The organism is Nocardioides sp. T2.26MG-1, from assembly GCF_950101795.1.
In the GTDB taxonomy this organism is placed as follows: domain Bacteria; phylum Actinomycetota; class Actinomycetes; order Propionibacteriales; family Nocardioidaceae; genus Nocardioides.
Window position 1 is genome coordinate 89449 of the sequence record NZ_CATNLZ010000012.1, and the last position, 20058, is coordinate 109506.

The 20058-nt window shown below is 68.4% G+C and carries 22 protein-coding genes; 9 read left to right on the plus strand and 13 right to left on the minus strand.

From position 1 onward, the window contains the following. Nucleotides 1–496: 496 nt before the first annotated feature. Entirely contained in the window at nt 497–823 is a 327-nt protein-coding gene (locus QQZ14_RS10110) for a hypothetical protein (protein WP_284534138.1), read from the plus strand. A gap of 163 nt (nt 824–986) precedes the next feature. Further along, a complete protein-coding gene (locus QQZ14_RS10115; RefSeq protein WP_284534139.1) occupies nt 987–1913 on the plus strand; it encodes a hypothetical protein in 927 nt (308 codons plus the stop codon). Nucleotides 1914–1993: 80 nt separating this feature from the next. On the opposite strand, the gene QQZ14_RS10120 is transcribed toward QQZ14_RS10115, so the two are convergent. After that, the gene (locus QQZ14_RS10120; protein WP_284534140.1) at nt 1994–2179 is read right to left on the minus strand and encodes a hypothetical protein; all 186 of its coding nucleotides are present in this window, start codon (nt 2177–2179) and stop codon (nt 1994–1996) included. Between the two features lie 372 nt (nt 2180–2551). On the opposite strand from QQZ14_RS10120, the gene QQZ14_RS10125 reads away from it, so the two are divergent. From QQZ14_RS10125 to QQZ14_RS10135, 3 genes are all read left to right on the plus strand, one after another. Then, the gene (locus QQZ14_RS10125) at nt 2552–3763 is read left to right on the plus strand and encodes a hypothetical protein (RefSeq protein WP_284534141.1); all 1212 of its coding nucleotides are present in this window, start codon (nt 2552–2554) and stop codon (nt 3761–3763) included. A 110-nt stretch (nt 3764–3873) separates the two neighbouring features. Next, a complete protein-coding gene (locus QQZ14_RS10130) occupies nt 3874–4332 on the plus strand; it encodes a hypothetical protein (RefSeq protein ID WP_284534142.1) in 459 nt (152 codons plus the stop codon). Nucleotides 4333–4539: 207 nt separating this feature from the next. After that, nucleotides 4540–5403, plus strand: coding sequence for a hypothetical protein (locus tag QQZ14_RS10135; RefSeq protein WP_284534143.1), 864 nt, complete (start codon nt 4540–4542; stop codon nt 5401–5403). Nucleotides 5404–5473: 70 nt separating this feature from the next. Here QQZ14_RS10135 and QQZ14_RS10140 read toward each other — a convergent pair whose 3' ends face one another. The 7 genes from QQZ14_RS10140 to QQZ14_RS10170 form a co-directional block, all read right to left on the minus strand. Continuing rightward, nucleotides 5474–5668 carry a hypothetical protein gene (locus QQZ14_RS10140; protein ID WP_284534144.1) on the minus strand — a complete coding sequence of 65 codons (195 nt, stop codon included), beginning with the start codon at nt 5666–5668 and terminating at the stop codon, nt 5474–5476. An 81-nt stretch (nt 5669–5749) separates the two neighbouring features. Then, nucleotides 5750–6238, minus strand: a complete 489-nt coding sequence (locus tag QQZ14_RS10145) for a hypothetical protein (RefSeq protein WP_284534145.1) — start codon at nt 6236–6238, stop codon at nt 5750–5752. A 111-nt stretch (nt 6239–6349) separates the two neighbouring features. Further along, on the minus strand, nt 6350–6652 hold the full coding sequence (locus tag QQZ14_RS10150) for a hypothetical protein (RefSeq protein WP_284534146.1): 303 nt from the start codon (nt 6650–6652) through the stop codon (nt 6350–6352). A 1059-nt stretch (nt 6653–7711) separates the two neighbouring features. Next, nucleotides 7712–8071, minus strand: coding sequence for a hypothetical protein (locus tag QQZ14_RS10155; RefSeq protein ID WP_284534147.1), 360 nt, complete (start codon nt 8069–8071; stop codon nt 7712–7714). 136 nt (nt 8072–8207) lie between these two features. Continuing rightward, nucleotides 8208–9323, minus strand: a complete 1116-nt coding sequence (locus QQZ14_RS10160) for a DUF4041 domain-containing protein (protein WP_284534148.1) — start codon at nt 9321–9323, stop codon at nt 8208–8210. Between the two features lie 349 nt (nt 9324–9672). Next, entirely contained in the window at nt 9673–10953 is a 1281-nt protein-coding gene (locus QQZ14_RS10165; protein ID WP_284534149.1) for a hypothetical protein, read from the minus strand. A gap of 177 nt (nt 10954–11130) precedes the next feature. Beyond that, complete coding sequence (locus QQZ14_RS10170) at nt 11131–11508, minus strand: DUF3263 domain-containing protein (protein ID WP_342395231.1); 378 nt, start codon at nt 11506–11508, stop codon at nt 11131–11133. A gap of 337 nt (nt 11509–11845) precedes the next feature. Here QQZ14_RS10170 and QQZ14_RS10175 point away from each other — a divergent pair, with 337 nt between their 5' ends. Then, complete coding sequence (locus tag QQZ14_RS10175; RefSeq protein ID WP_284534150.1) at nt 11846–12397, plus strand: ArsR family transcriptional regulator; 552 nt, start codon at nt 11846–11848, stop codon at nt 12395–12397. Between the two features lie 32 nt (nt 12398–12429). Continuing rightward, a complete protein-coding gene (locus QQZ14_RS10180) occupies nt 12430–12858 on the plus strand; it encodes a hypothetical protein (protein ID WP_284534151.1) in 429 nt (142 codons plus the stop codon). Between the two features lie 339 nt (nt 12859–13197). On the opposite strand, the gene istB is transcribed toward QQZ14_RS10180, so the two are convergent. The 4 genes from istB to QQZ14_RS10200 form a co-directional block, all read right to left on the minus strand. Further along, nucleotides 13198–13971, minus strand: coding sequence for an IS21-like element helper ATPase IstB (gene istB, locus QQZ14_RS10185; protein ID WP_446740490.1), 774 nt, complete (start codon nt 13969–13971; stop codon nt 13198–13200). Nucleotides 13972–13988: 17 nt separating this feature from the next. Further along, complete coding sequence (locus tag QQZ14_RS10190) at nt 13989–14627, minus strand: hypothetical protein (protein ID WP_284534153.1); 639 nt, start codon at nt 14625–14627, stop codon at nt 13989–13991. Between the two features lie 427 nt (nt 14628–15054). Further along, nucleotides 15055–16227 carry an acyl-CoA dehydrogenase family protein gene (locus QQZ14_RS10195; protein ID WP_284534155.1) on the minus strand — a complete coding sequence of 391 codons (1173 nt, stop codon included), beginning with the start codon at nt 16225–16227 and terminating at the stop codon, nt 15055–15057. A 122-nt stretch (nt 16228–16349) separates the two neighbouring features. Beyond that, the gene (locus QQZ14_RS10200) at nt 16350–17216 is read right to left on the minus strand and encodes an Ig-like domain repeat protein (RefSeq protein WP_284534156.1); all 867 of its coding nucleotides are present in this window, start codon (nt 17214–17216) and stop codon (nt 16350–16352) included. A 147-nt stretch (nt 17217–17363) separates the two neighbouring features. Between QQZ14_RS10200 and QQZ14_RS10205 the strand changes: the two genes are divergently transcribed. After that, nucleotides 17364–17774: a CoA-binding protein gene (locus tag QQZ14_RS10205; RefSeq protein ID WP_284534157.1), complete on the plus strand. Its 411-nt coding sequence runs from the start codon at nt 17364–17366 to the stop codon at nt 17772–17774. After that, a complete protein-coding gene (arfB, locus tag QQZ14_RS10210) occupies nt 17771–18196 on the plus strand; it encodes an alternative ribosome rescue aminoacyl-tRNA hydrolase ArfB (RefSeq protein ID WP_284534158.1) in 426 nt (141 codons plus the stop codon). Before QQZ14_RS10205 ends, arfB begins: the two co-directional genes overlap by 4 nt. 11 nt (nt 18197–18207) lie before the next feature. Here arfB and metG read toward each other — a convergent pair whose 3' ends face one another. After that, nucleotides 18208–20010: a methionine--tRNA ligase gene (metG, locus tag QQZ14_RS10215; protein ID WP_284534159.1), complete on the minus strand. Its 1803-nt coding sequence runs from the start codon at nt 20008–20010 to the stop codon at nt 18208–18210. Nucleotides 20011–20058 lie beyond the last annotated feature (48 nt).

Genomic DNA, 20058 nt, shown 5'->3' on the forward strand with positions numbered 1-20058 from the left:
GGACAAGACACCCGACCGTCGCTGACCGGCCGCGTGGGGACCGCACCCTCGTGCACGGTTCCCGCAAGTTGGGAAGCAGCCGAAGAAGCCCCCTGCCGGGTGCGGTCCCGCCCCATATCAGGTTCCGAACCCCCGCGAGGCGGAGCACCGGGGGTTGGAACCGCTCCCCGCACACCGAGCGGACGACGGACCCGACGCGCTTCCCTCGCGGGACAGGCGGACGAACGGCGGCGCGAAGCGCCAGATCGGGCCAAGGCGGCTCCTGGAACAGGTGTCGTGCGGGTCCTCAGCCGATGGCCAGCACAGGCCGCGACCGCGCGCCGGCATGCGGGCATTCCACCTCTTGGCGCCGAGCACCGAGCGGGAGCACTGTCTGCGCGTGAGCCGCATCGGGTTCGCTAGGCCGCTAGTCACGCTCGCGTCCTCCAGATGGCGTAGGCAGCGAGCCCGGCGAGCCTCCTTCTATGTATACGTCTACACAGACTCGACTGTCGGCATGCGCGATCGCCGAGACAGAACCGGCTATCGCGAGGGCGTGATGTCACAGCAGATGCGGGACGCCTTGAGGGCCGAGGCCGATCGCCTCGCCGGTTTGGAGGAGCCGGCCGCCCGAGCGCGGGCCATCGGGGACTTCTTCGCCGCGCTCGATATGGAACTGGAGACCATCGCCGCTGTACGCCTGGATGCGGTGGCCGCACTGCGTGCCCAGGGTATGACGTACCAGCGGATAGCAACGGCTACCGGCCTGAGCGTTCCCCGTGTGGCTCAGTTGGCGCGGACGGCTGGCACTGGCGGGCGCGTGCGGCCGAACCCGACCTCCTGACGTGGAGGTCATGCTCTGGTCTGGGCCGCATCCGAGTCCCGAGGGCGAGGAGCGTCTCTGAGTTGTCTCCGGCCCCGCACCACCCATGCGGTCGGCCACGGCCCGAGCGCTCAGCCGAGCTGGGCGCGTGGGTATCGGACGCCTTAGAACGAAGAGTGCTGGGATGAGCGTCAACCTCGAGCGCGACATGCGCGCTCTGCTACTTGATGACCTGACGACCGAGACCGCTCACCCGGAGCGGCTGGCGCAACTGTCCACAGGCGACCTCCTGATCGTCTACGCCAACTGGGCGCTGCGCCACCCATCCGTGAAACCCCGGACTGTGCATCTCTCCCGCGAACTCCGCCGACGTCTGAGCAGGCCGGGTGAGCTGAGCAACAGCGTGCGCGTCGTACTGGACGAGATTGCCGCCGGCGCCGACCTCAGCGGTCGCCTCAGCTCTGACGTCGCTGTCGCCTGGGTGCCGCCCGAGGCCAACCGTCGAGAGCGGCTTCGTACCCTGGACCGCTACTTGTACGCGTGGGGCATCCACCACCTGCACCTCGGCCAGCGCACCAGTTCACGACATCGGCGGACCGGAGAACTGTTGTTCGTGTGCTTCGTCGACAATGACGCGTTCGCTCTCGACGCGCTTCCCCACCAGGCATGGAACACCGACCAGCTGCTGCGAATCGCTGCCGACAACTGGCCCGACGACGGCCCACTCCTACGCCTCAGTGGCGCGATCGGTCTCGCCCAGCCGGTGACCGAACAAGACCGTGTCGAACTACGCAATGGCAACGTCAGCACGTTCTTTCCCCACAAAGGTCGCGTCTATGGCGCCCGTGACTCGTTGACCCTGGCTGGCACGTCGATGCGCGCAGCGAGCTGGGCGAGCCTTCAACTTCAGAACCTCAATCGTGCGGCTCAGCTGCTCAGAACGACTCCCGAGTGCCTCTCTGATGCGCTCGGCACCCCGACTGGGTCTGTCGGGGAGCGACACTGGAGGCTGACCGTGAGGGACGGCGGCTTCGTCGTGCAAGACGGACCTGGCGGCGGGGCCCTCGCCCTCGACGATGTAGCCGCTCTGTCGTCCCCGCCTGGACCGTGACGGCCGATCTTGCCGTCCGCAGTCTGCGTCCGCTGCTGGACGGGCCGGGCGAGGACGGCGCGTCGTGGACGCGCCGGCGGTCAGGGGCAGCCGGCCTCGCAGGCGCCGGTTCCGTCGATGCGGAGGAGCTGGCGGCCGCCGCAGATTGGGCACGGCGCGAGTGCCTGCTCGGCCTCGAAGAGTGGCCACCAGGCCTGCTCAACCATCTGCGCTGCGTGGGCGGCGATGTCGGCCTCGCTGATGCGGATGTCGCTGTTCTCACTCATGAATGCCCTCCGCCGCCCGCTGCTTGGTCAGGACTCCCGGTGGCCGACCCCCGCCCCAGGGGCGGCCTCAGGGGCTGTTCGCTTTGCCTCATGGCGGTCACTCTGCCCCCGGCCGCCCCCAAGGGCGCCGGCATCCACCGCGTGGTGCAGACCTCTGCACAAAGGAGCGGCTGGTAGTGCACCCGTGGGGTCGATCAGCCGTCTACGCGTTCGCGGTGTCGGGCCCGGCCTCCAGCCGCCCACTGACCGCGGTGATGTGTGGTTTGGAGTGCTCGACCCCGGGCACGCTGCGGGCATTCAGCAAGGAACGTGACCTGACGGGGCCCATTACGGGCGGGCGCGGCCAGCTGAACAGAAAGGAATCTCGGGATCATGGCTTCAACTTCTGGCGCCCGCCGCGCCGCGATCTGTCTCACAGTCAGTGGCCTGCTGCCGGCGCTGCTCTCTGTGTCTCCCAGCGAAGCATCGGTCGATGCGCAGCAGACCTTGACCATCACCGGCGTCGCACGAGGGCGAGGTGGCGTCTTCAAGGACTCCGTCGTCAACGTCACGCTGCACACCAAGAAGAACACGTCGCCGCTGCTCGATCACGCGAAGACCAGCGACGCCGGTGCCTTCAGCCTGCGGATTGAACGAACTCCCGCACTGGCCAAGTACGCGGAGAATCACCGCGGATTCATCAATCTGGATCTCGCGGTCCTCCGCGGAAAGAAGCTCTTCATGCGGGCCGTGTATGTGCGATACAGCGCCGGCGACGTCAAGCTGGGCCGAGCGGCGTTGAAGCGCGTCTCCTACTGGAGGCCGTCGGCCGACCGGTCGATGGCCCGGCGTGGCATTCTGCCGGACTCGGCGGCGGTCTGGGACGCGCCCGTGATGATGCTCGAACACGCACCCGACTCGCACACGGCCTATGAGTTCGCCTCGGGAAGCGGTACATCCCTCGAGGCGGGCTACGGCACATCCCTCGGCGACTGGAAGCTCGGCGGCGAGATCAAGATCGAGGGAACCAAGGAGGGCTCGGCCGGCGGCGACTTCGGCATCAAAGGGAAAGCCACCTACGGCAAAGCGGCCGCGCAGAAGCTGACCGCGCCCGTAGCACTGTCCGCGACGAGCAAGTGCTCCAGCTTGGTCAACTCCTACGGGCTCGTGGTCACCAGGAGCTGCACCTACACCACGCAAGGGCGATGGGACGGTGAAGTAAAACCGTCCAAGGCCGACTACCTCGGTTGCAGCCACGCCTCGAAGGCCTACTACTTCACTCGGCGCGACTCACTGACCCACTTCACCAAGAGAACTGGCAAAGCGTTCGAAGCAGTGGGAGAAGTTGGCGTCGCCGGCATGAAGACGAAGGTGTCGACCAAGTACTCGGACTCGGTCATGGCGACATACTGGTTCGACATCCCGCACATGAACGGGTTCAACTACTGCCTCGGCGGGGTCGATGGTAGTTGGAACAACGGCAGCCGTGTGGTCGTGAGCACCTTCCCGAAGCGGGTTTCCCCGCCTTGCCCGAGCGGGCGTCAGGAGGCAACGTGGAGTGCCAGCTACCGCCGGGTGAACGGTACAGCGAACACGCCCTGTTGAGGCTCGTCGTCATCCTGGCCGTGCTTGTTGCAGCACCAGCGTGTCGAGGTGGCAACGGACCCTCGCCCGGGCCGCACAGCCCCTTGACTGCGTCGCCCGGCACCATCCGCATGGATGGGCCTCTCAAATCGAACCCGTCTGGCGGGGCCGGGTTCATCGAGGCCACGGCAGGCAAGGCGTTCACGTCAAAGGCCCTCGCCATCCCGCTCGAAGTGGCCGGTGAGGAGCCAATCATCGTGGACGACGTGCGGTTCCTCCCGTTCAAGGGTGTGCCCATGCCACGGTTGCTCAAGGCACGCATCGAGGGCGCCGACGCGGTCGGCCAACGTGTGGTCCCTGCAACCGAGAAGCCCGCGCCTGACTTGGACCTGACGGTGGCAACCCGGAGACCGATCGCGTTCAACCGACTTGTGCAGGTTCGATATCACCTCCCTGACAGCGCGCCGGTCTACGTGGCGCTCTTCGATATTCAGTGGGTGATGTGCCTCAAGGGACGAGTCACCGAGCGACAATGCGACACGGCGTACAAAGCAGCCCTTGCCGATCCCACCGCCAACTCGGCGGAGTAGTCATAGGCGACGTTGATCCCGGTGGGGGTTGCTCATTCCCGTCTCTACTCCTACACGGCTGGCTGGGCGCCTTACTCCCAGATCGTGCGTTCGGAGGTCTCCACGGCGCACTGATGTCGTCGAAGACGACGTACGGGACGTTACGGTCCTCTCCTCGCACCGCCACGAAGCACCGAAGACGTCGATGGTCGGCGTACTCTCCGGTCCATGCCGTGGGACCCGGAGGAAGAAGACCGTCGCATCGAGCTGCTCCCGCTGTACTACGACAACGACATGCCGCCAGGCCTGAATCACGAGCTGTGGACATGGGCGAACGGCCGGATCCGGCCAGCCAGCTCGGGAGTCAAGACCACCAACCACCCGGTCTTCGTGATCGCCACCGCCATGCACCTGGGCGCCGACGCTCCGCATGGCAAGTTCGGCGACATGCAGGAGTACTTCAAGCGGAACTGCTCCAACGGCGAGTTCTTGCTGCGCACCATCCACACCTGTCTTCAGCACCTGCCGGCCGCGGGGGCCGCCGAGTACCTGGAGGTGATCCTGAAGCGCGGACGGTCGGGTTACACGGTGCGGACGAACACTCGCGGGTTGGAGTACCGGGTGACCCCGGCAGCCCGCGAGCAGGTGGAGGAGGCCGTGAGGTCCACACCGGAGCCTGTTGGCCAGCTGCTCACGAAGGCATGGAACGAGGCATACGGCGTAGAGGGCGACCCGTTCGACGCCTACATGGCAGCGTTCAGGGCAGCTGAGACCGTCCTGCGTCCGGTCATCAGCCCGAACGACGGAGACGCGCGTCTCGGCAAGATGATCCGGGACTACGAGGCGAACCCGAACAAGTGGGAGTTCTTGCTTACCGAGTCGCGTCCCGGAGCCAAGGAGAAGGGGCTCGAGCTACTCGACGGCCGAGAGACCGTCATGCAAATGGTCCGGACTATCGCGTACGGACAGAAGGACCGCCATGTCTTCGAGAGCGACGAGAACTCGGTAACCGAGGCCCGTGCAGCCGTCCACCTCGCCGTGACCATCGCCATGATGTGTGAGACCGGAGCGTTCCGTCGCAAGCCGGAGTAGGTTCACTGCCCTAGGGCATCAGAGTCGGAGGGACAGACGCTCGGCTCGCGGCATGAGCGGACGTTTCGGCTCACTCGATGGCGAGCGGCACGGAGGCGTCAACGGCCGCGCGTAGGCACGCCGTGTGCGCACCCAAACCCTGCGTTGCATTCGAGAAGGCCCATTGGACCGTCAGCAAGGCGTACCTCGGCTCGTCGTCTGTCGGCTTGGCGCAGAACGCGCAGACGTATCTGACCAGCCCGTCCACCGTCGCAACCTCGTCCATGTCTGGGAGCGTGTCACAAGGAGCCCGCTAGTCGGCCACGACCGCGCGGAACGCCGCAGATCCGCGCGATTCTGCGGAGGTTCAGTTCTTGCGGAATAGGCGCCCCAACCAGTTCCTCTGAGTCGACGCTGCTGTGCCTCGGCGCGCTGCGAGGGCTTCATAGGCTCGACCGCTAACGGTCGATGCAGGGGTGGCGTCCGGGTCCGGGAGCAACTGCTCGATCTGAGGGTCGAAGCAGACCAAGCCGAGGGAGTCAGCGATCTCAGCGAGCGGATCGCGGGCGAACTCCGCGCCCGAGAAGGTCATCGGGAAGTAGATCATGGCCCCGACAGCATCGCCATCGAGCGGGGAGGCCGCCCACGGGCACTCTGGCCCGGACTCGTCGTCAAGCTCCGGGAACCGCGTCAGCGCCGCATCGATGAACGCCCGAATCGCCGGCGTTGCGGGGGCGGGTCCGCCTGGATCATCAAGCGCCGCCTCCATGGCGTCCATCCGGCGCTCGTACTCGGCGATGGCTTCTGACTGGGACCCTGGCTTCGGCCCCTCCCAGATAGCGAGGTCGTATGACATTGGTGCATCGTGGCACTCCTGTCCGCGATCGTGCGTCAACTCGGACGTCATCCGCTATCGCGGCATCGCGCGCAAATGGGCAGTACGCGGTCAGCGGCAGATCAGTGCGTTTCAGGACCGCCAGGTGATCAGCGCCCAGTCGCCCGGAAGTTCCTCTCGTGCCAAGGCTCCGAGCGCGGCGTCACGTGCCTCGAACGGGTCCGCACCGTCGTAGACGCTCCACGCGACCTCAAGGAACGTGCCGTCGTCGTCGTAGTCGCGTATGTCGAGGCCGAGCACGACGCGACCGGCCCCGGCAAGTTCATTCAGCACCGCCGGGGCGGCACGCACGTGCCAGGACACCTCACCGTTGCGCTCGACGCGGGCATGCGATCGGAGTTCTTCAGACAGGACTCCGAGGTCGTCAGCGGGCACGGAGAGACGGTAGCGGCACTGCCTGGCGGACGACCGATCATCGGCATGAGCGGATGTTCCGCGACCTCGCTATCACACCTCAATCGCAGAGGGGCCGAGCCTCCGGGCCCGGCCACGCCTGCGGGAACAGTGCAGGGGTGAGGTGTTCACCTGCCGGTAGTACCTTCGCGCCGTGCCCGACCTGCTACTGACCTTGGTCTCGCCCAGCGACGTCGGTGACCGCAGCATCCTGGCCTTCACCCACTACCCGGACCCGGCGCCCTTCTCGACCGGGACAGGCAGCATCAACCTGCTCTGCGCAGTCTGTTCGTTCGTCCTGGTGGCCGGCGCGGACGCCGCGGCAACGCTCGCACCCAACCTGCTGGTCCGCTGCCCCTCCTGCGGTTCCTACAACAGCCGTATGGGCCGCCAGCCGTGTCCAAGCCGACGCCGACACCATGCGGCTCACCGACGACCCCACGGCATCCGTCGCCGCTGCGATCGGCACGTGGGGCTCCCGGCTTCCCCAACTCGCCGCTCTCTCAGCCCGCCGCGGCCACATCGCCATCACCGACACCTACGCTCACGCCAGCATCACCGCAGCTGGCCCCACCGGCGTCCAGTCAGTGGCCGGCGTCCCACCAGCCGCGACCATGCCCCGCACCTAGCCCGCACCACGCACCGGCGGCCCCGACCGCCGTCAGTCGCCCGGCGCGCCGAAGTTGGCGACCTCTTGTCGGATGACGCTGGCACACTCGGCATCGGAGAGGGGAAGCCGATGCCCGAGCACGACGACCAGTTCTGGCGCACGTCGCCCACCGCCCCATGCGGCTGCAACTGGGACGGATGGCACTGCCCCCACTGCGGTTCGGTCACTGCCCACAGCGGCGACGGTTGGGAGCCGAACCACACCCTGGGTTGTCACAGGCACGCAGCCCCCTAACGGGCCGCAGGGTAGGTCTCAAGCGGGCTCGGCAGGCACCCCAGTAGCCGCACCCGTGGAGTGCTCGTCCGTATCGCCCACCTGCACCCAGGACAGGACGCGCAGTCTCAGGTCCCGGGCGCGTCAGCCGTGGCCTTCTACTGGCGCGCAGCGAGTAGAGCCTGTGCCTTCGCGAGCCGCTGGGTCAGCTGGGGGCCCAGGCCGCCGTAGGAGGCGTTCACTTCTCCGTATCGCTCCAACACTGCGACTTCGCCGGCATAGTCGTGCTGTTGGCGGCGGATGATGGCCAACTGTTCGAAGTACCAGGGCGCGACCGTCCACCCGCGGAACTCGGCTTCCTCCTCGACCACCGGCAGCAGCTTCATCAACAGGTCCGCCGCCACGTCGGGGTGCCCGTCACGCTTGAGCTGCTTCACCGTCTCCACCCAACCCGTGAAGTGCTTGCCGCGGTGATGTCCCAGGCCGGCCGGCGCGACCCGGTCGCCCCAGAGGTCCACGGGATCCGCCGCCGGCGTCGCGTGCGCCGGGGGCGCCGGGGGCGCCGGGGGCGCCGGGGGCGCCGGCGCAGCCTGCACTGTGGTGCGGCGCGCACCGGTGCGCTTCCAGAACATCAATCCCCCCGGGTCGCGGCAGTCACGGGCGTTCCTCGGTGACGGTTGCGGGCCACATGCCGCGGCTCTGGAAGTACTCGACAGCCTCCGGGGAGTCGGTGTACTCCAGCAGGCCCCCGACCTTCTCAGCCAGCACCACCCGCACCTCCTCAGGGGTGGCGAAGAAGAACTCGCGGCGCTGGTTGACGTGATTGACCTTCCGGTCCGCGAACGCCTTGTGCAACTCGTTCTCGAGCGTGATGGCATCCTCAGAGAAGAACAGGGCGTGCACATCGAACGGAAACGGGACGGACGCGTCCCCGAGCTCACGCACCCGGTCACGCGGCTCGAGCCTCCTGGTCATCCCGATCTTGACGACGTTCGGGCCCAGCGCACCGATGTTGGAGATGACGTACACGTAGCCGGCACGGATGTTCGCGATCCGATAGTCGTTGGTCGCGATGGCCTGCTCGATGTCGCCCAACCGGACCGCGAGCTCGTCGGCGGCCACGTCGTCACCAGAGGCCCGCAACGACTCCAACACGCTGATGTAGTGGGCACGTTCCTTCTCCAACCGCTCGCGTTCGGCAGCGAGCTCCTGCTCGGCGCGGCGCTGCTCGCGCAGCAGCTCGCGCTCCTCACGGGCCGCTTCGCGCTCCTCTTGGACCTTCATCTGGTAGTCGGCGGTGAGCTCGAGCTCGGCGACACGCAGCTGGTGGTAGTCGGGGTTGACCCGCATCTCCATGATGGCACCCAGCTTCTCGATGGCGGTCATGGCGTTATCGAGGCGCTTCTTCGCGGTCGTGATGTTGCCCGAACGCAGCGACCGGACGCAGTTGTCGGCCTCCGCGTTGTAGGCGCGCAGCATCAGCTTGGACAGGTCGGCGACCATCTTGCGGCCCTTGGCCAACGACCCCATGAAGGTGAACATGTCGGCGGCGAGGACGGCGCGGCCGGACTTCACGATGTCGTCGATCTTGGCCTCGATCTCGCGGAGCCGGTCCCTGTACGTGGCCGCGTCTTCGAGCGGGTGGTGGTAGCGGTAGATGCCGACGTCTTGCAGCACACGCTGGTCGTCGAGGTCAACGGTGTCACCGCCGGTGGCGGCCTCTCGCGCACGGACCAGTTCGGCCTCGAGCTCGACGACCCGCGCCCGCAACCGACCAACCTCCCCGCTGTCCGTAGCGGCCGGCGACGGCGACTGGTCCGGGACCGGCGACTGGTCGGACAGCGGCGGCGGCTGGGGGTGACTTCTTCGACCGCGGCCGGTGAGGGGACGTCGGTACCGCCCGGTGCGGGCGGGGCGTCAGTTTCGCCGGCCCGGGGCGCCGGATCCACAGGTGCGGGGGGCGGCTCAGGGGATGCGGGCACCTCCGAGGACGCATCGTCGTCAGGCAGCCACAGCTGCCACCCGGGCGGCGGTTCGGGCCACGACGGGTCAGGCCTCCACCCGGCCGGCGGCACCCACCCGGTCGGCGGGGCTGGCCATCCGGGCGGCGGGTTGAACCTCACGCCTGCCCCCGCACCCGCACACCCTTGCTCGCATCGGCCGGGGTCAAGTCGAACGGTGACTTCGACACGGCCGCACCCAGATGCGCGAGGGTCGCGTCGGGGACGACGTTGGCGAGGTCGAAGGTCGTGAACGTGTCCCGGTCGGCGCCGACGACGACGAGCGGGACCGTCTCGGGCAGCCCGGTCGCGGGTGCGGTCCGGTTCACGCCGACCGTCAGCGCGATGGAGCGGATCTTGGCGGCCCGGTCGGCTTCGAAGATCTCGTGCAGGGTGCGTACCGCAACCTGCGACACCGCGCTCGCGTACCGGTCCTTCTGCGCCTTGACGGGCAGCATGGTGGCCGCGATCTCATCCTTGGCCTTCACGTACCGGTACTCCTTGACCGCCGGCACCGTCGACGGTTCGGGGACCGTGACCGCCAACGTGAGCTCACGAGTCGCAAGGTCGAACTGGTACTCGTGAGAGACAGGGAAGGACTCGGGGTACACCGAGTTCGACAGCACAATCCCGACGTACTCCTCGATCGCGGCCGGGACGTCGAACGCGAGGTCGTTGATGAGCTTGGTGACCTCGGCGTTGCGGGCCTCAGCGTCGACCTCACGCTGACGGCACTCAGCCTGGTAGGCGGCCTCCGCCTCCGCGAGCTTCGCGACCCGGTCAGCCTCCCGTTGGCGACGGATCCCCTGCTCGGAGAGGTGCGCGTTGTACATGCGGGTGCACTCATCACGCCAGGCCTGAACGGCGGCGGCGTGCGCGGCGCGTGCCTGCTCGACGACCTCGGCATGCTTCTTCTTACCCCCGAACGCACCCGACAGGCCCGTGGGGGCAGGCGGCTCCGCGTAGGGCGGTTCGGGCGGGTAAACCAGCTCCGGCATCGGCGGCGTCGGCGTCGCCAACGCACCGGGCTCGAACGGTGGGTGCTCCACGGTGGAGACCTTGAACTCCTCAAGGTCGACGAAGTCGTCGACCTCCAGGGTCGCCGCGAGGAGTGCGTCGATCTCGCCGAGCGTGGAGGCGAGTTCGGCGTTCATCTCCTCAGTCTCCGCGACCCGCGACTCCGCGTAGAGCTGCGCAGCCTCCTTCTCCGCGGCCTTGCGTTGCGCGTCAGTCGCACGAGCAGCGGCCGCCCGCGCCCGCTCAGCGTCACGGCGGGCCTTCTCAGCTGCACGCTGGGCAGTCGCATGCGCGCGCACCGCGGCGTTGTACTGCTGCCTCTGCCGCTTCTCCGCCTGCTGAGCCTGGTAGTTGATCTCTGCAAAGAACCCGCGTTTCGCCACTCTCATCTCCTCCGTTGCCACGCCGCCAGCGGACGTGGATCGATCCCGACGCCGTGCGTCCCACACCCTGCGGGACCACCGACACCTCGACCGACAGACCGCCCGGAGCCCCCGTCGGAGAAACAACACGAAGTCGCCGAGTTCGAACTCCGACGGTCCCGGGCCGCCTGCCGCCGTTCAGGCACAGGGCGAAAGGACCACCGCTCGACCGTAGAACGTTCTCCTATGGGCCGTACACGTCTTCGCTGAAGTTGGGGCCGCAGCTGCCAACTCATCCTCGCGACGGTTCCGACCGACGCTCGTCCGCCGACGGCTCCGCCTGCCGCGCAGCCGCAAACGACGCAACCGGCCCACCGTCAACTGTTCCGCCGCCAACGCCGCCGGCCTGTCGATGAGCACATTCAGCACCTGGTAGTACCGGGTCATCGGCATGTCGAACTCCTCGCGGACCGCCGTCTCCTTCGCGCCCGCGTACTTCCACCACTTCTGCTCGAACGCCAACATGGCGTGTTCCACGTCCGACAGTTCCGCGCCCGACTTGTCAGACTTCGGCACCCCGACCTGCGCATCGCTCTGCGGCCGAGCCCCGCCCGCGGATGTCACACGCCAACCCCCGATCGCCCTCGAGGCCTGAGTTCGGCATGTCACTGAACTGGCGGTGCTCCGGCCGACCTTGGGAGCGCGCGAGTCCGGGCTCCCGGCGGAGGATGGTGGGTTCGGCCGGGAGGCGACCAGCCCGCCGGCGGAGCGCTCGTCACTGCCAATGTCGGCGCGAACATACGAGGCACCGTCATCCTTGCTGTTCTGATAAGACGTAAGGAATACTGGAACTGTTATGAGAACTTCGGCGCCGGCGCTGCTCCCGATCCTCAGGTCGCGCGTACAGGGCGACTTGCTCGCCCTGACCTACCTGAACCCGGATCGCGAGTTCAGTGTCACCGACATGGCCTCGCATGCAGGAGCGTCTGTGAAGACCGTCGCACACGAGGTCGAACGCCTCGTGCAGACCGGGCTGCTGACCGATCGGCGGATGGGGACGTCCCGACTCGTTCGGTCGGTGCGGGACTCCGTGCTGACGAGACCCCTCACCGACCTGCTGGCGGTCACCTACGGCCCGCTGCCCGTACTCACCGACGCTCTGTCCGGAGTGGAGGGAGTCGAGCAGGCGTACATCTACGGTTCGTGGGCTGCGCGATACATGGACGAGGCCGGGGCCGTGCCCGGGGACGTTGACGTGCTCGTGATCGGTGATGCCGACCTCGATGATCTCGACGAGCTGGCCCGGGAGGCCGAGACGGTGCTGCGCCGCGAGGTCAATATCCGCCGTCTGCGGCGAAGCGCCTGGGAGACCGGCCAGGACGCCTTCGTTTCCACAATCCGGTCGCGGCCCCTTGTTGAGCTGCGGTTGACCAGGCCGACTGAGCACGAGGAGCAGCGCCCATGAGGTGGGAGCAGGGCCGAGACGAGATCGACCGCATGCTCGAGAGCGGCGAGCTTGAGCGAGTCCAGGCCAGCCGAGAGCACGCCGACCGCCTCGTCGACCAGGCACGGCGTCACTTGGAGTCGGCCGAGAAGATCTGCGACTCCGACCCGGAAGGCGCCTACGACACCCTCTACGACGCCGGGCGCAAGGCCTTGTGGGCGGTGTTGGCCAACCAAGGGCTGCGCCCGAGTCATCGCGGCGGCCACTTGGCCGCCTACCACGCAGTGCGGGCGCAGCTCGACCCGCCGATGGGTCGTCAGTTGCGGCCCTTCGACCGGATGCGGCGCCAGCGCCGGGATGCCGAGTACCCCCAGATCGACACTCCCGAGATGGTTCCGTCGGACGTTCGCGCCGACATCCCCAAGATCTCCGAGATCGTCGACGTCGCTGCTCGTGTACTCGACACGATGCCCGTGTACTGACCCGAGACCCAGACACTCGCACTTCAACCGGACGTTCCGGGGCGGCCCAGGCGGATTTGGGAAACCGCCAGGTCGTGGTTTGCCGAACTTATCGAGGCCTGCCGAGCTCAGTGCCACTCTTGCGTGAACCGCTGTGTGTAGACCTCCGCACGACAGCGCGCTCGGTATGGCCCGACATGCGGACGATGCACCACGGGGGCTGGTGTGCACCGTGTGTCAAGGGTCAGTAGGAACTGCCCAGTGGCGGACATGAAACCTGCCCGCTGACGGCCACGAGAACTGCCCGGTGGTGGCCACGGGATCTGCCCAAGGGGCTGCGGCCACCACCGGCCAGGGTGGTCAGCTCAACGGGCTCACCCCCTGGCCGGCGAGTGCTTGGGTGAGCCGGACGGAGTCGCCGCTGGTCTGGCAGACGTGGGCGTGGTGCAGGAGCCGGTCGACGGTGGCGGTGGCCAGCGTCTTGGGCATGAGCTCGTCGAACCCGGAGGGGTGCAGGTTCGAGCTGATCGCGATCGACCGCTTCTCGTAGGCGGCGTCGACGAGCCGGTAGAGCCCTTCGGCGGCGTCTGCTCCGACCGGGAGGAGTCCGATGTCGTCGACGATGACGAGGTCGGCGCGAAGGATGCGGGCGATGGCCTTGGTGACGGTGTCGTCGGCACGATGCCGGCGTAGCAGGACGCCGAGGTCTTCCAGGGTGAACCAGGCGACCTTCAAGCCGGTCTCGACGGCTTGTTGGCCGAGGGCCTCCAGCAGGAACGTCTTCCCCGTCCCCGACGGCCCACAGACGACGAGGTTCTCCCGGCGGTGGACCCACTCCAGGGTGCGTAGTGCTTGCTGGGTCGGGGCGGGGATCGAGGATGCCTCGGGTTGCCAGGCGTCGAAGGTCTTCCCGGTCGGGAATCCCGCCGCGGCCCTCCTGGTGGCCAATGCGGAGCGTTCCCGGCCGGCGACCTCTTCGGCGAACAGCGCCTTGAGCACCTCGGCGGGTTCCCAGCGTTGGGCCTTCGCGGTCGCCACAACCTCCGGTGCGTGACGGCGGATGTGCGGCAGCCGCAGCCGGCGCAGCAGGTCCTCCAGGTCCGCTGGCAACGGGGGCGCTGAGCCGGTCGACACGGCGGTGGTTCGAGTCGTCACCGGACCACCTCGTCCCCGTCGCGCTGGCCGAGTCGTGCCCACGCGCTGGTGCCCTGGGTCAGCGAGCGATCCTCGCTGGCCCGGTGTTCACCGGCCTTCGGCGCTCGGGCATGGTGGTCCAGAATCGAGGACAGGTCGGCCTCGGCGAACCGGCCGTGCACGGCGGCGTGGCCCAGTGCCCAGTCGACCTCGACGGGGTCGAACAGTTTGGCCAGGCTGAGGGCTTCGGCCATCTTGACCCGCATCCGTGGGGTGCCCGCGGCGGCGGCCTCGAGCAGCCACAGCCGGGCGCCCTCACCCAGGTCGAGGAACTCAGCCTCTGCCGGGTTCTTCGCCCGCGGCTGGCGGTCCAGCGGCCCGGCTGGCTGGGGTGGGAAGTGGTCGTCGTTGATCTTCGGCGTGCCCGGTGTCGCGCGTGCGTGGCGGGCGACCTCGACCGGCCCGTCCTGGCCGACGTGGACGATCACGACCTGCTCGTCGGCGCCGATGCCGTGGGTGCGGACCCACACCGTCGCGCCCAGCAACGACTGGCCGTCGTGGACATGTGGGACCGAGTACTGGCCGGATTCGAAGGTCACCATCGGGGTATTGGCCGGCACGACCCTGGTGGTGCCGAACGCGATCGTGTGCGGCACGGCTGGGACCGGATGCAGCCGTGCCCGCTCTTCGGCGAGCATCTCGATCGGCGGCCGCTTGGTGAGCCGATGCGGGCGGGTGTTGACCTTCTCGCAGAACGCCTCGCACGCGGCCTCGAGCTCGGACCGCCGCCTGGAAATGCGGAAGCCCGCACTTGCGTCAGGCCGACTAGTGCACTGCCTCCGCCGGCATCTCCGCGGGACCGGCCTCGAGAAGATGACAGGCACAATGTATTGAGGTCTACACTTCATTGCCATGTCCGTGATAGCCGGGCCAGCCCACCCACGTCCCACGAACTCGTCATCCAGAGGTGGCACACAACTGGCACACGACGCCGTTCGGTGCGGTGCGCTTCATTGCGTTCGAATGAACGGCAAGACGAGATCAGCCAAGGCCACCTCGCGGATCACCGGCGACCGCACGCGCTCAAAGCTGGCTCTGCACCCCCGCGAGGAGCTGGCGGGCCATCACGATCCGCTGCACCTGGTTGGTGCCCTCGTAGATCTGGGTGATCTTGGCGTCGCGCATCATCCGCTCGACCGGGTAGTCGCGGGTGTAGCCGTAGCCGCCGAGGACCTGGACCGCGTCCGTGGTGACCTCCATGGCCGCGTCGGAGGCGAAGCACTTCGCCGCGGCGCCGAAGAACGTGAGGTCGCGGTCACCGCGCTCGGACTTGCCGGCCGCGGCGTACGTCAGCTGCCGCGCCGCCTCGACCTTCATGCCCATGTCGGCGAGCAGGAACTGCAGGCCCTGGAAGTCGCTGATCGGCTTGCCGAACTGCTTGCGCTCCTGGGCGTAGCCCAGCGCGTAGTCGAGCGCACCCTGGGCGATGCCGACGGCCTGCGCCGCGATCGTGACCCGGGTGTGGTCGAGCGTGCGCATCGCGGTCTCGAAGCCGGTGCCCTCGGCGCCGATCATCCGGTCGGCCGGGATGCGGACGTTGTCGAGGTAGACCTCGCGGGTCGGGGAGCCCTTGATGCCGAGCTTCTTCTCCGGGGCACCGAAGGTGACACCGGCGTCGGACTTCTCCACGACGAACGCGCTGATCCCCCGCGACCGCTTCTCGGGGTCGGTCACCGCCATCACCGTGTAGTACTCCGACTCCCCCGCGTTGGTGATCCAGCGCTTGACGCCGTTGAGCACCCAGGTGTCGCCGTCGCGCACGGCGCGGGTCTTCATGCCGGCGGCGTCGGAGCCGGCGTCCGGCTCGGACAGACAGTAGGAGAAGCCGCCCTCGCCGCGCGCCAGCGCACCGAGGTACTTCTGCTTGAGCTCCTCGGAGCCGGCGATCTGGATCGGCAGCGAGCCCAGCTTGTTCACCGCCGGGATCAGGCTGCTCGACGCGCAGGCGCGAGCCACCTCCTCGATGACGATGACCGTGGCCAGCGCGTCGGCCCCGGCACCGCCGTACTGCTCGGGCACGTGGGGGGCGTGGAAGTCGGCGGCGAGCAGCGCCGCGGCCGCCTCGTGCGGGTAGCGGGCGTGCTCGTCGACGTCGGCGGCGTACGGCGCCACCTTCGCGTCGCACACCGCACGGACGGCCTCGCGGACCGCCTGGTGCTCCTCGGACAGGGCGAAGAGAGGGGAGTCGGAGCTCATGCGCGCGACTCTACTCGTCGGTAACCGCAGCGTCGTCCTGGGCGTCCGGGGCCGGGCGTGCGAACGCCCGGCCGGGGCAGAACCCGGCCGGGCGTCGCAGTGTGGTGCTGTGGTGCTGCTGCTTAGCGGACGACCTTGACGACGACCTTGTCGGAGCTGCCGCCGACGCTCGGGATACCGAGGTACTTCACGGTGATCCGGTGCTTGCCGAGCTTGAGCTTGGTGCCGAGGTTCAGCACGACCTTGCCGTTCTTGAGCCTCGCCGCCTTGAGGGTCTTCGTGCCCTCCTTGGCGACGACCTTGCCGGAGACCGGCCCGCCGAGGGAGGTGCTGGAGACCGTGGCCGGGATCTTCGCGGCCTTGCCCTTCTTGACCTTGATCACGGTCGGGGTGACGACGGTCTTCGAGCTCTGCTTGAGCAGCGTGAAGTTCGAGGAGATCGCCGCGGCGGTCGTGCCCTCCTTGAGCACGCAGTTCAGCGTGACCGAGTCGGTGTCACCCTGCATGGTGGTCATGTCGAACGCCGCGGGCATCAGAGCGTCGTAGGTGCCCGGGTTCGGCGTCGTGAACGCGGTGTTCGCGCCCGTGGCCTTCCACTTCGTGGAGCCACCCTCGGTGACGAAGTCACCCTTGAGCGGGACCGGGACCGTGGACGTGCTGAGAGCGAAGCCGAAGTTGTCCGACCGGGCGCCGGTCACGCCGGCGGCCCCGAGCAGGCCCGCTGCGTCGGCCGGGACGGTCGCCTCGGCGGTGACGGTGAGGAGGCCGGCGGGGACGGTCGCACCGGCCCAGTACTGCGGCACCGGGATCTCACCGGTGACCGTCAGGTCGAAGTCGCCGCTGTACACGGACGGCAGGCTGCAGGTGTAGGTGTTCGTCACGGTCGCGGCGTTGGCGGGCGACGTGGCAACGCCGACCATGGCGCCTGCGGCGAGTGCGGTGACGGCGCCGGCGACGGCGGTGCGGGTGGTGAAACTGCGGAGAATCATGGAAAGTGCTCCCTCCCGAGCAACTCGATGGCCGCTACTACTCGGTAGCGGTGGACGTCACGGTAACCCCTCCGCGACAAGACCCGGGCCGAAAGTCCCGAAGTCGGCGGTTCGTCCCAGGTTTTCGCTCCGATCTAGGCTGAGCCCATGGCTGACTGGCAGGACCCCGAGTGGGTCCGCTTCATGCTCGACGACTGCGAGACCTGGGCCGTGGTGGGACTCTCCGGCGACCCGAGCCGCACGGCGTACTCCATCGCCGAGCTGCTCCAGCAGCGCGGCAAGCGGATCGTGCCGGTGCACCCCTCGGCCGCGACGGTGCTCGGCGAGCAGGGCTACGCCACGCTCGCCGACATCCCGTTCCCCGTGGACGTCGTGGACGTGTTCCGGCGCTCCGAGGCGGCCGGCGAGTTCGCCGACCAGGCGGTCGCCATCGGCGCCAAGGGCGTGTGGCTCCAGCTCGGGGTCGTCGACGAGGAGGCGTTCGCCCGCACGACGGCGGCGGGGGTCCCGATGGTGATGGACACGTGTCCCGCCATCGAGTGGCGCAAGCGGGGATGAACCTCACCGTCCCGCCGGGGCCGGGCGTCCCGGACGGGCTGGACATCCCCGAGACCGAGCTGGTCGAGCGCTTCTCGAGATCGCCCGGTCCGGGTGGGCAGTCGGTCAACACCACCGACAGCCGGGTCGAGCTGGAGTACGACGCTGCCACGTCGACGGTCCTCAGCGACGCCCAGCGGGCCCGGGTCGTCGGCCGCCTCGGCTCGCCGGTGCGCATCGTCGCCTCCGAGCACCGCTCGCAGCACCGCAACCGGGTCGCGGCCCGGGAGCGGCTCGCCGAGCGGCTGCGCGAGGCACTCGCGCCGCCTCCTCCCCCGCGCCGGCCCACGAAGCCCACCCGGGGCTCCCAACGGCGCCGCCTGGAGGCCAAGAAGCAGCGCAGCCAGACCAAGTCGCTGCGTGGGCGGGTGCGGGAAACCTGAGGCGTGTCGTTTCAGCCGCCGAGCCGGGCCAGCTCCTCGTCCACGACGGACGGGTCGAGCTTGGTGAAGATCGGGGTCGGCTTCGCGACCGGGGTGCCGGGCACGATCGGCCGGCGCTCCCAGGCCGGGAACCCGGAGTAGTCGCCGGTGATGATCGGGTACGCCGGGCCGCCGTCGAGGTCGTCGACCTCCTCGATCCTGGGCATCGGTGCGACGTCCCCGGCCCCGCCCAGCGCCTTGTCGACCTCGTTGGCCGCGAACGGCAGGAACGGGCTGAGCACCAGGTTGAGGTCGGCCACGCACTGGGCGACCACGTGGAGGATCGTGCCGAGCCGGTCGGGGTACGCCCCAGAATCCAACTTGGCGATCTTCCAGGGCTCGGAGTCGGAGACGTACTTGTTGACCTCGCCGACCGTGCGCATCGCCTCGCCGATCGCCTGCTTCTGACGGTGCCGGCCGATCAGGTCGCCCACGGTGCCGAACGCGGCGGCGACGGAGTCGAGCAGCGCCTGGTCCTCGGCGGTCAGCTCGCCGGCCCTCGGGATCTCACCGAAGTTCTTCGCGATCAGCGTGGCGGTGCGGTTCACCAGGTTGCCCCAGCCGGCGACGAGCTCGTCGTTGGTGCGCCGCACGAACTCCGACCAGGTGAAGTCGGAGTCCTGGTTCTCCGGACCGGCCGCGGCCACGAAGTATCGGAACGCGTCCGGCTGGTAGCGGCTGAGCAGGTCGCGGACGTAGATCACAACCCGCTTGGAGGAGGAGAACTTCCTGCCCTCCATCGTCAGGAACTCCGACGAGACGACCTCGGTGGGCAGGTTGAGCTCGCCGTACTCACGCGGCGTCCCGCCCTTGGAGCCCTTGCCGGAGTAGGCCAGCAGCTCCGCCGGCCAGATCTGGCTGTGGAAGGTGATGTTGTCCTTGCCCATGAAGTAGTAGGACAGCGCCTCTGGGTCGTTCCACCACTCCCGCCACCGCTCCGGCTCGCCGAGCCGGCGCGCCCACTCGATGGACGCCGACAGGTAGCCGACGACCGCGTCGAACCAGACGTAGAGCCGCTTGGTCGGGTTGTCCCGCCAGCCGTCGAGCGGGACCGCGATGCCCCAGTCGATGTCGCGAGTCATCGCCCGTGGCCGGATCTCCTTGAGGATGTTCTGGCTGAACCGGATCACGTTCGGCCGCCACAGGCCGGTGGCCTCGCGCCCGTCCAGCCACTCCGCCAGCGCGTCGGCGAGGGCGGGGAGGTCGAGGAAGATGTGCTGGGTCTCGATGAACTCCGGCGTCTCGCCGTTGATCTTCGAGACCGGGTTGATCAGGTCGGCGGGGTCGAGCTGGTTGCCGCAGTTGTCGCACTGGTCGCCGCGCGCGCCGTCGTAGCCGCAGATCGGGCAGGTGCCCTCGATGTAGCGATCGGGCAGGGTGCGGCCCGTGGACGGTGAGATGGCGCCGTACGTCGTCTGCTCGACGAAGTAGCCGTTCTCGTAGACACCCAGGAACAGCTCCTGCACCACCGCGTGGTGGTTGCGCGCGGTGGTGCGGGTGTAGAGGTCGTAGGTGAGCCCGAGCGCGGTCAGGTCCTCGGCGATGATCCGGTGGTTCTTGTCGGCGAGCTCCCGCGGCGTCATCCCCGCCTCGTCGGCCGCGATCAGGATCGGCGTGCCGTGCTCGTCGGACCCCGACACCATGAGCACGTCGTGCCCCGCCATCCGCATGTACCGGCTGAAGACGTCGGACGGCACGCCGAACCCGGCCACGTGGCCGATGTGGCGCGGACCGTTGGCGTACGGCCAGGCGACTGCGGAGAGGACATGAGTCATGGGGCAATCCTAGGGACCGGAGACCCGGGCACCGTCGGCCGCGTCGCG

Excerpts from the sequence above, each read along its gene's own strand:
- QQZ14_RS10110 (WP_284534138.1), top strand. The coding sequence starts at position 497 with ATGCGCGATCGCCGAGACAGAACCGGCTATCGCGAGGGCGTGATGTCA.
- QQZ14_RS10115 (WP_284534139.1), top strand. The coding sequence starts at position 987 with ATGAGCGTCAACCTCGAGCGCGACATGCGCGCTCTGCTACTTGATGAC.
- QQZ14_RS10120 (WP_284534140.1), bottom strand. The coding sequence starts at position 2,179 with ATGAGTGAGAACAGCGACATCCGCATCAGCGAGGCCGACATCGCCGCC.
- QQZ14_RS10125 (WP_284534141.1), top strand. The coding sequence starts at position 2,552 with ATGGCTTCAACTTCTGGCGCCCGCCGCGCCGCGATCTGTCTCACAGTC.
- QQZ14_RS10130 (WP_284534142.1), top strand. The coding sequence starts at position 3,874 with ATGGATGGGCCTCTCAAATCGAACCCGTCTGGCGGGGCCGGGTTCATC.
- QQZ14_RS10135 (WP_284534143.1), top strand. The coding sequence starts at position 4,540 with ATGCCGTGGGACCCGGAGGAAGAAGACCGTCGCATCGAGCTGCTCCCG.
- QQZ14_RS10140 (WP_284534144.1), bottom strand. The coding sequence starts at position 5,668 with ATGGACGAGGTTGCGACGGTGGACGGGCTGGTCAGATACGTCTGCGCG.
- QQZ14_RS10145 (WP_284534145.1), bottom strand. The coding sequence starts at position 6,238 with ATGTCATACGACCTCGCTATCTGGGAGGGGCCGAAGCCAGGGTCCCAG.
- QQZ14_RS10180 (WP_284534151.1), top strand. The coding sequence starts at position 12,430 with ATGCTCGAGAGCGGCGAGCTTGAGCGAGTCCAGGCCAGCCGAGAGCAC.
- QQZ14_RS10195 (WP_284534155.1), bottom strand. The coding sequence starts at position 16,227 with ATGAGCTCCGACTCCCCTCTCTTCGCCCTGTCCGAGGAGCACCAGGCG.
- QQZ14_RS10200 (WP_284534156.1), bottom strand. The coding sequence starts at position 17,216 with ATGATTCTCCGCAGTTTCACCACCCGCACCGCCGTCGCCGGCGCCGTC.
- QQZ14_RS10205 (WP_284534157.1), top strand. The coding sequence starts at position 17,364 with ATGGCTGACTGGCAGGACCCCGAGTGGGTCCGCTTCATGCTCGACGAC.
- arfB (WP_284534158.1), top strand. The coding sequence starts at position 17,771 with ATGAACCTCACCGTCCCGCCGGGGCCGGGCGTCCCGGACGGGCTGGAC.
- metG (WP_284534159.1), bottom strand. The coding sequence starts at position 20,010 with ATGACTCATGTCCTCTCCGCAGTCGCCTGGCCGTACGCCAACGGTCCG.